The sequence below is a fragment of the Kineococcus sp. NBC_00420 genome (genome assembly GCF_036021035.1).
Lineage (GTDB): Bacteria > Actinomycetota > Actinomycetes > Actinomycetales > Kineococcaceae > Kineococcus.
On sequence record NZ_CP107930.1, the window covers coordinates 2,836,473 to 2,849,756 of the forward strand.

Annotated in this window: 15 protein-coding genes; 7 read left to right on the top strand and 8 right to left on the bottom strand. The window is 72.7% G+C overall.

All coding sequences use genetic code 11. The features are described from left to right. The first annotated feature begins 43 nt into the window (after nt 1–43). Nucleotides 44–205, top strand: coding sequence for a hypothetical protein (locus OG218_RS13780; RefSeq protein WP_328293794.1), 162 nt, complete (start codon nt 44–46; stop codon nt 203–205). Between the two features lie 21 nt (nt 206–226). Here OG218_RS13780 and OG218_RS13785 read toward each other — a convergent pair whose 3' ends face one another. The 5 genes from OG218_RS13785 to OG218_RS13805 form a co-directional block, all read right to left on the bottom strand. Next, a complete protein-coding gene (locus OG218_RS13785) occupies nt 227–508 on the bottom strand; it encodes a hypothetical protein (RefSeq protein ID WP_328293795.1) in 282 nt (93 codons plus the stop codon). Further along, nucleotides 505–897, bottom strand: a complete 393-nt coding sequence (locus OG218_RS13790; RefSeq protein ID WP_328293796.1) for a hypothetical protein — start codon at nt 895–897, stop codon at nt 505–507. Before OG218_RS13790 ends, OG218_RS13785 begins: the two co-directional genes overlap by 4 nt. A gap of 193 nt (nt 898–1,090) precedes the next feature. After that, on the bottom strand, nt 1,091–2,746 hold the full coding sequence (locus OG218_RS13795; RefSeq protein ID WP_328293797.1) for a hypothetical protein: 1,656 nt from the start codon (nt 2,744–2,746) through the stop codon (nt 1,091–1,093). A gap of 144 nt (nt 2,747–2,890) precedes the next feature. Continuing rightward, complete coding sequence (locus OG218_RS13800; RefSeq protein WP_328293798.1) at nt 2,891–3,556, bottom strand: HAD family hydrolase; 666 nt, start codon at nt 3,554–3,556, stop codon at nt 2,891–2,893. A 109-nt stretch (nt 3,557–3,665) separates the two neighbouring features. Further along, nucleotides 3,666–3,941, bottom strand: a complete 276-nt coding sequence (locus OG218_RS13805) for a hypothetical protein (RefSeq protein WP_328293799.1) — start codon at nt 3,939–3,941, stop codon at nt 3,666–3,668. Between the two features lie 180 nt (nt 3,942–4,121). Between OG218_RS13805 and OG218_RS13810 the strand changes: the two genes are divergently transcribed. From OG218_RS13810 to OG218_RS13830, 5 genes are all read left to right on the top strand, one after another. Beyond that, entirely contained in the window at nt 4,122–4,442 is a 321-nt protein-coding gene (locus OG218_RS13810; RefSeq protein WP_328293800.1) for a hypothetical protein, read from the top strand. A 472-nt stretch (nt 4,443–4,914) separates the two neighbouring features. After that, complete coding sequence (locus OG218_RS13815; protein ID WP_442906391.1) at nt 4,915–5,247, top strand: RNA polymerase sigma factor; 333 nt, start codon at nt 4,915–4,917, stop codon at nt 5,245–5,247. Next, a complete protein-coding gene (locus OG218_RS13820) occupies nt 5,244–5,855 on the top strand; it encodes a hypothetical protein (RefSeq protein WP_328293801.1) in 612 nt (203 codons plus the stop codon). The genes OG218_RS13815 and OG218_RS13820 overlap by 4 nt, the downstream gene beginning before the upstream one ends. A gap of 77 nt (nt 5,856–5,932) precedes the next feature. Next, entirely contained in the window at nt 5,933–6,460 is a 528-nt protein-coding gene (locus OG218_RS13825; protein ID WP_328293802.1) for a GNAT family N-acetyltransferase, read from the top strand. Between the two features lie 866 nt (nt 6,461–7,326). After that, on the top strand, nt 7,327–7,863 hold the full coding sequence (locus tag OG218_RS13830) for a DUF1440 domain-containing protein (protein ID WP_328293803.1): 537 nt from the start codon (nt 7,327–7,329) through the stop codon (nt 7,861–7,863). A 157-nt stretch (nt 7,864–8,020) separates the two neighbouring features. Here OG218_RS13830 and OG218_RS13835 read toward each other — a convergent pair whose 3' ends face one another. Beyond that, nucleotides 8,021–9,205 carry a hypothetical protein gene (locus tag OG218_RS13835; protein ID WP_328293804.1) on the bottom strand — a complete coding sequence of 395 codons (1,185 nt, stop codon included), beginning with the start codon at nt 9,203–9,205 and terminating at the stop codon, nt 8,021–8,023. 115 nt (nt 9,206–9,320) lie between these two features. Between OG218_RS13835 and OG218_RS13840 the strand changes: the two genes are divergently transcribed. Continuing rightward, nucleotides 9,321–10,073, top strand: coding sequence for a hypothetical protein (locus tag OG218_RS13840; RefSeq protein ID WP_328293805.1), 753 nt, complete (start codon nt 9,321–9,323; stop codon nt 10,071–10,073). On the opposite strand, the gene OG218_RS13845 is transcribed toward OG218_RS13840, so the two are convergent. Beyond that, a complete protein-coding gene (locus OG218_RS13845) occupies nt 10,055–10,513 on the bottom strand; it encodes an arsenate reductase ArsC (RefSeq protein ID WP_328293806.1) in 459 nt (152 codons plus the stop codon). The two genes, OG218_RS13840 and OG218_RS13845, sit on opposite strands and share 19 nt — an antisense overlap. A 143-nt stretch (nt 10,514–10,656) precedes the next feature. Further along, the gene (locus OG218_RS13850; protein ID WP_328293807.1) at nt 10,657–13,260 is read right to left on the bottom strand and encodes a SpoIIE family protein phosphatase; all 2,604 of its coding nucleotides are present in this window, start codon (nt 13,258–13,260) and stop codon (nt 10,657–10,659) included. Between the last annotated feature and the right edge of the window lie 24 nt (nt 13,261–13,284).

A 13,284-nucleotide genomic window follows, 5' to 3' on the forward strand; every position in this document is an offset into this window, starting at 1 on the left:
CTGCGGAGAGCATCGTGTCGCTCGTGGACGGACGGTGGTGGCGGTGAGCGGGTTCGCCCGGTGGTTGCCCGACGGGGTCGCGCGGCTCGTCCGGGCGCTGCGTCCGGCGCGCACCAGGCCGGTCAAGCAGACGAGGGTGGCGCGGGAGCTCAGGTACCTCGACCCGCCCGACGCGGCTCCCACCGGGGTGCGGGAGCGGCGCTGACGGTTCCGGGCACGCCCCGGCTCAGTGCGGACGTCGCCGGTTCCCGCCGCGCACCACGAGGAACAGACCCCCGACCACGGCCCCGTACGCCCCCCAGCGCAGCGCGACGTGGCTCAGCAGCACGTCCCACGTGTCGGAGCCGCCGGGACCGGAGGGTCGGTGGGCCGCCGCGACACCGTGGAAGGCCACCCCGGCGACGGTCAGGACGACCCCCGCCACCAGCAGCAGCGTCGTCCGGGCCCGGCGCCGCGGGCGGTGGTCCCCGTCGGTGCTCGCCCCCGGATCCTGACGCGCGACCCTCACCGCTCCGCCCCGTCCACCGGCGCGCCCCGCTGGACCAGACCCACGGCGTCGGCCAGCCCCAGCCGCGGGTCGGCCCGGCGCAGCGCGCGCACCTGCTCCACCCGCGGAGCGTTGCCCGCACCGGCCGCAGCGAGGGTCTCGGAGACCCGCTGCGGCGACCACTGCTGCGCGGCCTGCAGGGAAGCCAGCACCCGACGACGCTTCAACGGCAGGGACAGCAGGACGATCCCGACCACCAGCGGGAGCAGCCCCTGCCCCCACTCACCCCTCACGCAGGCGCCGGCGCCGAACCCGACGAGGAGGACTCCCGCCACCGCTGCCGCCCAGCGGACCACCGTCAACGTCACCAGCGGCGACACCCTGGGCTCACCGTCTCCACGTCGGATCACGAGACGACGCTAGCGAATCCGCCCAGCCACCGCGCTCCCCAGTTCTCCCACCCGGCAGACCACCTCTCCGGTCCGCAGGCACGCCCAGACCACGGTGTCGTGATCTCGCTGGGAATCCCCGCGAGATCACGGATCAGGAGGGGGAGGTGGGGCCGTCGCCGCAGCGGAAGACCGGTCCTCGGTGGCGAAGGGCTCAGCGCGGCGAACTCGGGAAGAACCGGGCCGCGGCGGCAGCGAGGACACCTGCACGTTCATCGTCACCAGCGGTGAAGGCAGCCGTCCACAGCGTCTCGGTCGCCGCGCGGAGGGCATCGTCGTCGACGGCTTGGCGGATGACGGGCAGCGTGAAGTGCCACCCGGAGCAGTTGGCCATCCCGTCGACGACGACGAGGTGGTCGCTGACGCGCGGGTCGTCCCCGATCAGCGCCCACTCCCCGCCCTCGCGGTCGAAGGGGGCCGGCAGCGCACCGCCCCGATCGACCGCGTCCAGAGCGGCCACCACCTGCGGGAGAACGGTGAGCCCGGCGTTCTCGCACGCCCGCCGCGCCGCCCAGCGCGCCACCGCGCGCTGCACCTCGGGGTCGGCCGAAGCGATCGCTTCGGCCAGGGCACGGTCGGCGTTTCCCAACGCCCACGCCTGCACCCCGAACAGCCGGGGGCTGGGCAGTTCCCCCTCCCACAACGAGCGGTGCATCCAGTAGTGCTCGGGGTCGAAACCGTCCGGCACCACCTCCTCCAGCTCCCCGGCCGGCACACGGGGGTCGGGAACCGGGCCCTGGCCGTGACGAGCCGTGGACTCCGCCTCCAGCGCGCGCAGCGCCTCCCCGGCCTCGCGGACCAGCACGTCGACGCGGTCGTCGCCGAAGACGCTGTGAGCGGCGGACAAGGTGCTCACCGCCGCGTCCAGAGCACCACCCCACGTGGCGTGCAGGAGGGTGAACAGCGCCTGGCCGCCCTGCTCGGTGTCGGAGTGACCGTGGGCGGTGACCGTGCGCCGCGGAGCGCGATCATCAGCATCCAGCCGGGCGTACATCGCGGCAGGTTCGTCGAAGGGTGCGGGAAGCTCCTCGTCCCGGTGCAGGGCGGCCAGCCCGGCCGCGATCCAGTCCAGTCGGTCCAGGCCCGCCTCGCGGCACGTGCGCTGCGCGGCCCAGTACGCCACGGCCCGCTGGACCCCGGGTTGCGCGGCGCCCAGAGCCTCAGCCAGGTCCCGGTCGCGTTCGACCAGCCACGGCGCACCCCAGACGTCGATGAGCCGCTCGCTGGGCGGGTCGTCCCCCCACACCGCCTGGACGTGCATCGCCCTGGCCTTCACGGGGTCCTGCGTGGTGTGCCGGTAGGCCGCGATCTCGCTGCCCTGCCGCAGGACCACGTCCGGACCGGGCGCTGCGGGCCAGAACACGAGTTCGTAGGAGTCCAGGAGCGGCTCGTCCTCCATCACCACGTCTGCGGCGCTGCCGGCGTCCATGCCCTTGGCGCACAGCCGCACCCGGTAGCCGGGTTCCTCTAGCCGGAAGGTGCACACCGCGTCCGAGAGGCACCCGGCGATGCTGACGTCCGGATCGTCGGGGTGGAAGGAGACCTCGACGGCGTCCTCCCACTCCTCACCGATCGGCGGGGCCTGGTCGGTCACCAGGACACGAAGACCGACGACGCCGGTGTGCACGCCGACCATCATGGTCAGCGCACCGGGCAGACCGGCTCCCAGGAGTCCGTTGACCTGCCCGTCGAACGCGCCGTCGTAGGTGCCGTAGGAGTCCCCCGAGGAGACGTAGGCCTGGCTGTAGGAGACGTGCATGCGTCCCTCGAACACGACGCGCACGCCGACCTCCGCACCTGACACCGTCACCGCACCCCACGGTGGACCGCGCCGATCATGCAGCACCGCCGCCCCTGAACGCTGAGGATCCACGCGGCACCACTCCAACGCCGCAGCCACGGCCGTCCGCCACGGCCGGTCGACGACCCGACGGTCAGGACGGGTCGAGGACGTTCAGCGCCGTGGCGGCGGGTGCGGGGCGTCCAGCCAGGTGCTGAGCAGCGGCACCACGGCGCGCAGGTCGCCTCCCTCAGCCTCCACGTGAGCGGCAGCGGAGGCTGCCGGGGTCGCGTTGAAGGCGATGGCCAGACCGACCGCGGCGAACAGGGGCAGGTCGGAGCGACTGTCACCGACGGCGGCACAGCCCACCGGTGCCACACCGAGCTCGGCGGCCACGGTGAGGGCGAAGTCCCGCTTCCCCTCCTCGTCGAAGTGCTCGGCGACCTCACCGCTGTAGCGCCCGTCGACCACTTCCAGGACAGGCCCGCTGGCGCGGGTGAAGCCGAACCGCCCACACAGGTAGGTCCCGACCGGCTGCCACGCGAGGGTGGCCAGGACCGGGGCCAGGTCGTGCTCTCGGCACCAGGCCACGGTTTCGGCGATGCCCTCGACCAGCGGCAGCGACCCCAGGAAGCCGTGCACCTGCGCCGGGGTGTGACCGGCCCAGCCGCGGGCGTCGCGGACGGAGACCTCCTGGTTGCTGAACGTCCCGGCGGCGTAGCCCGCTTCCGCCTCGCGCACCACATCGGCATGACCGAGCAGGTCCGCCAGGTGCTGCCCGCTGCTGGTCCGCGGCACCAGGGTCCCGTCGACGTCGAAGAACACCGCTCCACGCACCACGTCTGGAGGCTACGGACCAGATCGACAGCACCTGTGCCGGCCTGGCGAACGTCCGCACACGCCGATCAGGGCGACCTGAGGCACTCCTCGGATTCTGGCCAGAGTCGCCCTACCGACTCCCCACCGCCGGCTTCCGGCGGGCCTGGCGCCTGCGTCGCTGCCACTCCGCGGTCACCAGGATCAGCGAGGGGCAGAAGATCCACAGCGACAGGCGGACGGCTTGCTCGACGGAGAAGTGCAGCGCGAAGAGGGTGACGGCTGCGAAGAGCAAGGCCAGTACGAACGGCACCGCGAGCAGCCACCGTCGACCGGGCCCACGCGGCAGGAGCAGGTTCACGCCCCCAGCGTCACCCACCGCGAGCCCGCCCAGGTCCTCATCGCTCATGAGTTCCTCGCCACCCCTCCGTCACGTTGAGCTGCTACCTCGACACGTCGCGACTCCTCGGTCATCCCGCGGTGCGCGCGGGCTCAGGCGACGACCGGCCGGGCGGCGGTTCGGTGATCAGGACGTGGAGTCTCTGGTCTGAGCCGGGCAGCGCCGTCGGGCTCAGCGCAGGATCGGTTCGTGGGACGGACACCGGGGAGCTGGCTCGGTGTCGCGGCAGGGGCGGTCCTGGCGGTGGTTCTGACCGGCTGCGGCGGGGGTGGTGACCTGTCCTTCCGCAACGACGGACCCGACGACGTGAGCGTCGTCTCCGACGGCCAGACCTCCACCGTCGACGCGGACGGCGGGATGGTGATCCTCGACGCGGGATGCACGGACGGGGACGTCCTGGTCACCTTCCCCTCGGGCAGGACCGTCACGCTCGCGGGCCCCGTGTGCCCGGACCAGGAAGTCGTCATCCACGACCAGGAGGTCGATCTGCGCACCCGCGCCGACGACTGAGCCGACTGCGCGGTCATCGTGCGGTCGCCCGGCCGCACCTCGAGGGACGACGGGAACGACGCTGTGATCGCCGGGTCGTGACCTGCCCGGAGCGATCAGCAGGAGACTCAGGCCGAGGAGGACCGACATCGAACCCGGTGCGAGAGAACGACGATCATCCGGTGCGACGAGCACCACGGTCGCGACTCCCACCAGCGCCACGACCACCGCGAACAGCGCGGAGGCGTGCAACCTGGCGGTCGGCCCGTGCGTGCAAGGGGGTAGGAGGTGGGTGCGTGAACGCCACGACGAGTGAGTCCTTCGAGGACTTCGTCGTCGCCTCGGTCCCGCGGCTGCGGCAGGTGGCCTACGCCTGCTGCCACGACTGGCACCGAGCCGACGACCTGGTCCAGGACACTCTCGAACGCCTCTACGTCGTCTGGGGCCGGGTGATCCGGCACGTGACGTCTTCGGCTACGCACGAGTCGTCCTGGTGCGCCGCTTCATCAGCGAACAGCGCCGCCCGTGGCGACGGCGCGAGCACTCCACCGGCCGTGTCGAGGACCACGACGTCGCGGCCACCGACGTGGACACCGGTCAGCGTCTGGACCTGCTGGCCGCACTCGCCGCGCTGCCCCCACGACAGCGGGCGGTGGCCGTGCTGCGCTTCGTCGAGGACGTCGACGTGGCCGAGGTCGCCGAGATCACGGGATGCAGCGAAGGCACCGTCGAGAGTCAGACCAGCCACGCCCGGCGGGCCCTGCAGCAGCGGCTGCGGCCACCCTCGGCACCTTTCGTACCCACGGACGAGGTGAGTCCCCGATGAACCCTCCCGGCACCCGACCTGGACCGGACGAGGTCGCCGCGCAGCTGCGCGCGGCCCTGGCCGCGGCACCCCCGCCGGCCTCGCGCATCACCCCCGCCGGGGTCACCCGAGGCGGGAGACGCCGCAAGCTGCGCCACCAGGTCCTGCCCCGCTCGCTGGCAGCAGCGGTGGTGGTGGCTGCGGTCACCGGTGGGCTGCACTTCGTCGGCGGGAGCAACGCCGTCCTCCTGCCCGCCTCCAGCGCACCGTCCTACACGCCCTCGGCGACCACGTCACCGGAAGACGTCGTGCGGACGTACCTGCAGGCCCTGCAGCGGCACGACGAGTCCACCGCGCGGGCGCTGGAGACCTCGAGGTTCGCCGGCCGGAGCGACTGGGCCGAGGATCCCCCTCGGATCGACGACGTCGAGGTGGGTACCAGCCTCCGTGAAGACCCCACGGGCACCGCAGCCGAGGGGCACGCCCAAGCCGTCTTCGTCCCCGTGACCTTCACCCTGCACGGCGCGGGTGACGAGACCATGCCGGACGGCCCCACGTCGTGGGGTTACCTGCTGATGCGCGACAGCGACCAGGAGCCCTGGCTCATCCAGGACAACGGCGACGGCTGAACCACGCCTCAGGCCGTGGACGCCGGCGACTCCACGGTCGTCCCGCGTCCGTGTCGGCAGCACGGGACAATGGGCGCGTGGATCTCCTGCGCGTCCCCGACCCCGTCCCGACCGACCTCCTCGCCGGCCTCGTGGAGGTGCTGCGGGACGTCGTCCAGGACGGTGCCAGCGTCGGCTTCGTCCGCGTCCCCGACGTCGTGGACGCCGAGCAGTGGTGGCGCCGGTACCTCGCGGGCGGGTGGACGTGGGTCGCGGTCGAGGAGGTGCAGGGAACGACACGGGTCGCCGGGACCGTCAGCCTGCGCCTGGACCAGCCCGAGAACGCCCCGCACCGCGCCGAGCTGACCAAACTGCTGGTCCACCGCGACTTCCGGGGGCGGGGGCTCGCCTCCCGCCTGGTGACCGCGGCGGAAGAGGCAGCTGTGCGAGCGGGGCGAACTCTGCTGGTGCTGGACACCGAGACGGGGAGCCCCGCGGAGGGCATCTACGAACGGTGGGGCTGGCACCGCGTCGGGACCATCGAGGGATACGCGGTGAACCCCGACGGGGACGTGAGGGGCACGACGTTGTTCAGCAAGGTGCTGGACGAGCCGCTGGATCGGTGAACGACCGACACCAGGGCGTCGAGGCGCACCCGCCGCGATCCACAGCAACGGCTCACTACGCGGTGGCAGGGCGTACCGCCCCAGGGCCTGGTCGAGGTCCCGCCAGCAGGACCAGACCCACCAACGACCTCACGGTCACCCCGCTGACCAGGACGTCGCCGACCTCACCGTCTCGTTCGTGGGCATTCACCGCCGTCTGAACACGCGGCTACGTAGCGGACGTGCACGTCAACGGCGCCGACCTGAGCGGTCTCTGCAACGCGCTGAACGAAGTCCTCCATGGACCGGAAGCCATCGAAGCGTGGGAGTTCCAGACGCGCTCAGGAGTCGACCGCGATGCAGCGGTACTGCTGCTCGCCAGGCTGAGCGATGAGTTGTCGACCCGAACTCAGGATGGGTGGTCGGTCGCGGGACGCTCGGTCATGGCGATGTCGTGGCGTTCGCCCAAGCCGTCGCACCCATCGCTGTCACCACGTGATGTCACCCGTGGGTGCGCCGATCCGGTCGTCAGAGCGACCGGATCAGCGCACCCACGTCGTCCCCCACGACGGCAACCGCCCGCTGCCGCGCAACCTCACGGTCATCCCGCGATCTGGGCGCAGTCGTGGACGGTCGGATGATCCTGCGGCCCGCGCCGCTTCACGCCGGGACGTGGTGCGGCAGCACTGCTCCCCGGCACCGGGGCCCGGACCCGGCGTACGCCGAGGGGTTGGAGGATCGGGCACGGGATGCAGGAACGTCACCGGTGAAGCGCTCATCGCCGTCCACGCTCACCGCGCCGCCGTCCAGGCCGACACCGCCGCGCCCCGAGATCCACGGGGATCCACGAAATTGCTTTCGCTGCCTCGATCGGGTAGCCACACCTCGTGAAGACATCGCGGTTCGCGCTCGACGTGGCGACGGGTTTCCTGGCCGGCTGGGTGGCGGTGCGGGCGAAGGCGAAGGCCGAGTCCACGCTGCAGGGCTGGGGCGAGAAGCTCCTCCCGCCCGCACCCGGTCAGAAGGAACTCCCCGGTGCCGACCCCGCGGGCCACGGCGACCGCATGCCCCCCTCGGTGCTGTACCGGCGTCTGGTCGACCTGCGCGGCGGGAACGGCGATGCCCTGGAGGGCGACGACCTGGAGGCGGGCGCCGTCTGGTTCCACCGCGCCCTGGCCTACGGCTACCCCGTCGCCTACTCCGTGGTGTCGCGGCGGGTGCCGCTCGCGCGGGCCGGGGCGGGGACCCTCGGCGGCGCCGCGCTGTTCGGCGCCTTCCACGCGACGCTGCTGCCCGTGATGGGCGTGCAGGCCCCGGTGTCGGACCTGCCGAGGGCGTGGTGGGTCTGGGAAGGCGGGTCGCACGTGGTGTTCGGCGTCGCCGTGGACGTGGTCGTGGGGGCGGTCCGGCGCGTCACGGGCTAGCCGCGATCCTTCGTCGGTCGACGGCTGAGGTCGGCGATGGGCTCCGGCGTGATGCTCCTCGCGCCACGCATGCCCCTGGCGACTTCACCCCCCACATCGAACAGCCTGCAGCCTCACGGTCGTCCCGCGGTGCGCGGGCGCGCTGTGCTGGGTGGGCTCAGCTCGGCAACCGGAAGAACCATCCGTCGGCGGAATCGACACTGCCCTCGGCCCCGGGCAGCACCCGCCCACCCCACCGCACCACGACGTCACCGACGAGTCCCACCGCACGCCCCACCTCCCGCGGACCAGGCACGGCGGGGAGCTTCGCCCACTCCCCGTCTGGGCCCAGCAGCGCGGTCTGACGATCCGACACCACCAGTACGTCACCACCACCACGGGTCAAGGCCACCGGCTCGGCCATCGACCCCTCACCGGGCAGGGAGGCGAGCTCTTCGACGTGAGCGGTGTCCACGGCGACCGACGCGAGGACGACGTCCTGCCCGAAGGTGACCCCGACCACCCGCCGCCCGTCCCACAACAACTCGTCGAAGCCCACCCAGTGACCCGGTGAGCGGTCCACCGCCCGGCCGGGGTCTCCGTCGACGCCGGCGGCGGGTCCGATCGCCCACTCCGCGACCTGGTCCCACCCGCCCTGCGGTGACCAGGTCACCACTCGCCGGCACGCCTGCTCGTCGGAGCAGCCCGCACCGATCGCCTTGACGATGATCACCAACTGCGTCCCCGTCCACACGCTGACCAGCTCCTGCTGGTAGGCGTCGGGCAACGGCCACGGATCCACCCTCCACCGCCCCGTGTCGGCGTCGAAGGAACCCACGGCCACCGGCTTGCGCACACGGTCGTCCTCGGTGGCGTTCGACCAGCCGGCGACGACGAACGTGCGACCCACCCAGCGCCCGCTCTCCCCGGGGGTCAAGGGCAGTGGCGAGGGTGCCTGGGCGACGTCGAAACCCGTGGGCCCGAGCCACGGCTCCAGGAACGGGCCCCTGCCGTAGCTGTCCACCCCGTGCAGTGCCGGCTGCGGGGTCCAGGTACCGGTCGCCGCCGACCAGGACGCGCCGTCGTCGCGGAAGCTGGGGACCGGTCCCGCGCAGCTGCCTCCGTCGCCGCAGGGTGCCGGGGTGGGATCGGGGTAGACGTAGCCACCGGCGACGGCGAACTGCCCGTCCCGCACCGTGCTCGCGGCATCACCTCGGGCACTGAGCGGCGCCGGTGCCATCTTCGTCCAGGCGCCGCTCAGGACGGGAACGTCCCACGTCGGCTCCGGCGGCACTGCGAGTTCCTGCTCGCCGCGGCAGCCCGTGAGGGACACCACCAGGAGCGACACCAGCGACCACGCCACCACACCTCGCCCCCACCTCATGGGGAGTGGACGAGACCCGGCGGCGTCGGGTTCCACCCCCCGCATCGGCCCACGTGCTGCGCTCGGCCGAGTCCCCGTGAGGCACTGTGGACACGTGAACCCCAGCGTCAAGACCGCGGGCGGCTGCGCCGGCGTCGCCGTCGTCCTGATCGCCCTGCTGACGGGCTGCTCGTCGTCGACCCGGACCGCAGCCGAGGGGGCCGCCACCGGAGCTGCTACGAGCCCGGCCCCCACCACCGCGTCCACCCCACCCGTCCAGGACCCTGACGCGCCGCGTCTGGAACCGGCGAGCACCACCAGCACCGACGCGACCGTGGAAGCCGACGGCGAGGGGTGCGCTCGGATGGGCCAGGGACGCGCCGCCCACCGCGCCGGTGACGACGGGCCCGACCCCCACGCCCTGCCCGCAGGAGCCACCGACCACCTGCGCCGGGTCTTCGCAGCCTCCACCGACGTCTCCGACGCCACCGCCTACCGCGAGGACGACGGTGACAGCATCTTCATCTGCATCGGCTACACCCTCCGCGAAGACTCCAGCGGAGCCATGTCAGCCGTCATCCCCGTCCCGGCCGCCACCTCGGTGATCGCCACCGTGGCCGGCGCCGGCGGCGGGTACAGCCCGGGTGAGAACGTCGTGGACTACTACGGCTACGCCTCCGACGACGTCGCTCACGTCGTCGTCACCACACCCGACGGCCGGCGGCACCTCGCTGCGGTCGAGGGTCACGTCTGGTGGGCCGCACCCGTGGTGGACGAAGCGGTAGCGGCCCGCTCGCAGGAGGGCACCTGGCAGGCGCTGGACCACGCCGGCGCCGTCCTCGCCGAGGGTCAGACCCGACCCGTCTGACCTCGAGCAGGCGACCCCACGGTCGAGGTGGCGGTGCCGGCGGGCAGCAGGTCAGCCAGGAGCGCCTGGACGCGGGCGCGGATCTCGTCGCGGATCGGACGGACCGCCTCGATGCCCTGCCCGGCGGGGTCCTCCAGGACCCAGTCCTCGTAGCGCTTGCCCGGGTAGAACGGGCACGCGTCGCCGCAGCCCATGGTGATGACCGCGTCGGAGGCCTGCACGGCCTCGGGGGTGAGGACCTTGGGCTGCTCGGCGGTGATGTCGATGCCGACCTCGGCCATGGCCCGCACCGCGGTGGGGTTGATCTGGTCGGCGGGCGCGGAGCCGGCCGAGCGGACCTCGACGGCCCCACCCGACAGGGCCGTCATGAACCCCGCGGCCATCTGCGAACGGCCGGCGTTGTGCACGCAGACGAAGATCACACTCGGCTTGTCACTCACAGATCTCTCCTCGGTCATGGCTCTCACCTCTCGGAAGCTGCTCGCCGGGCCCCTCCGAACTGGCCGCCCGTCCACCACCGGCACCACACCGCCCTCGGTGGTCAGCACGTCCAGCACCTCGGTGTGGCCACGACCGGTCGAACTCATCGTGGACGCTCGGACTCCTCGGCGTCGGGCCGTAGCACCAGCAGGGCGACGTCGTCCTCGACGCGGTCGCCGACCTGGGCGAGCAGGGCATCGCAGATCTGCTCCGGGGGCAGGTGAGCCACTTCAGCCGCAGCACGCGCCAACCAGTCCAGGCCGTCCTGCAGCCAGGCCCCACGCCGTTCGACGAGGCCGTCGGTGAAGAACAGCACGGTCGATCCCGGGGCCAGGAGCAGCTCGTGGTCGGCGCGGGAGGTGGCGGGGTCCAGGCCCAGCAGCAGGTCCGGTGCGGTGTCGAGGTAGCACGTGGTGCCATCGGGAGTGAGGAGCAGCGGGGGCAGGTGACCGGCGTTGGACCAGCGCAGGGTGCGCAGGCCCGCTGCCTGCTGCGGGGGGCTCGGGTGGACCTGGGCGAGGACGACGGTGGCCATCTCGACCACCCCCAGGTCGTGGGCCGCCTGGTCCAGCACGCTCAGGATCGCGGCGGGCGGTCGACCGAGGGCGTAGCCGATCCCGCGCAGCAGGTTGCGGAACTGCGCCATCGCGGCCGCGGCGTGGCGGTCGTGGCCGGTGACGTCACCGATGACCAGGCTGGTGATCCCCTCGGAGGTCACGAAGGCGTCGTACCAGTCCCCTCCGACCTGTACCTGACTGGCTGCGGGCACGTAGCGCACCGCGACCTGCAGGTCGGCCGGCGCAGTGGGGCCGCTGAGCAGGGAACGCTGCAAGGTCTCGGAGAAGCGGGCGACTTCCGCACCGGCTTCACGTTCGGCGTCCCGGGCCCCGATGCGTTCCAGGGTCTGGGCGACCAGCGTCGCGCAGGCCGCCAGCAGGTCCCGATCGCTCTGCGGCCAGGGGTGGGGGTGGGGGTAGGTCACCGACAGGCAGCCCAGCAGCTGACCGCGCGCGTGCAGCGGGACCGCGGCGGAAGCCTCGACGCCACCGGCGGCGTAGGAGTGCGCCGCGCCGGGGACCGCCGCGAGGCTCTGGGCCCGGTCGGTGTGGAAGAACGGCACCCCGGTGACCGCGGTGCGGACCGCAGGCAGGTCGAAGTCCACCGGCAGACGCCGCAACCGGTCACGGATGCGTTGGTCGTAGGCGTCGGTGGTCGTCAGGACCCGCACGTGGGAGTCCCCCGCCTCACGCAGGCACAGGACCGCGCCGTCGGCCTGCAGCAACGACGCCGCCCGCTCGGTGAGCACGGTGACGACCTCCTGCTCGCTGTCGGCCTCGCCCAGGGCCCGGGCGAGGGCGACCAGCGCCGCCTGCTGCGCGGTCGCGGCCCGCTCGGCCTCCCGGGCGGCCAGGCGCTGCAGGGTCTGGGCGCACTGGGCGGCGTAGGTCTCCAGCAGCTCCAGCTGCCTCTCGTCGAACGACTGCGCCTCGCGCCAGCCCAGCGTGAGCACGCCGATGACCGCCCCGTCGGCACGCAGCGGCAGCGAAGCCCACGCCTGGCAACCGGTGACCACGTTCGCAGCCACCACGTGGGGGGAGAAGGCCTCGCACGCCGCCTGGTCGCCCAGCAGCATCCGCTGCCCGGTCCGGGCGGTCACCGCGACCGACAGTTGCGCGTCCACCGGGAGACGGGCGAAGTCCGAGCGGGTGTCCTCGACGAGGTTGTCGGTGATGTAGGACAACAGGTACGCAGGGTCGGTGGGGTCGGGAACGGCGATCGAACTACCCTGCGCGTCCAACGCCGCCAGACCCCGGCGCGTCATGACGGTGACGACATCGCCGATGTCCTCGGCGTCGGCCAAGGCCAAGGCGGTCTCCCCGAGCGCAGCCAGCCGGCGGGTGCTGCGCTCAGCGGCCTCCTGGGCCGCGTGGCGGGCGGTGATGTCGAGGAAGAAGACCGACAGACCCTCCGCTCTGGGCCAGACCCGGATCTCGAACCACGCGTCCAGCGGCCGGGGGTAGTACGCCTCGAAGACGGCCGGCTCCCCGGTGCTGAGCGCATCGCGGTAGGTGGCCTCGATGACGGTGCCCCGCGCTTGGGGGAACAGGTCCCACACCACCTGCCCCACCGCCTCCTGACGCGTGAACCCGATCAAGGTCTCAGCCGGGCCGTTGACGTAGGTGAAGCGCCAGTCGCGGTCCAAGGAGTAGAACGCCGCCGACATCGTCTCCAGGATCTGGATGGTGCGCGCGGACTCGGCCTGCGTGCCCGCCGCGCCGGGTGCGCCCACCGCCGCGGGCCCGCCCTCCCGTCCTTCGACCACCCCGACCACCGCGGTCACGGTGCCACCGTTGCTGTCGCCGTCCTGGCCGACCACGCTGCGCCCTCGCACGGCGACACGACGGCGCACTCCGTCGCGACCTGAGATCGAGTACTCGCCGCTCCACGTCCCGGCCGTCACCACCGCTCGTGTCAGAGCGGTGGTCGCCGCGGTGGCCTCGTCCTCGTCGAGACGGGCGAGGAGGTCACCGCCCCGGCCGGTGAAGTCGGCCCGGTCCACGCCCACCAGATCCAACAGGCGGTCATCGACGACCAGCTCCTGACTCGGCAGGTGCAGGACGAAGGTGCCGACCCCGCTGGTCTCGAGCACGAGGTCGCTCACGCTCTCCCGCGCAGCCTCCTGCGCGGCGGTCCGTGCTGCGTCCACGCTGCCTCCCGTCCGGTGTCGTGC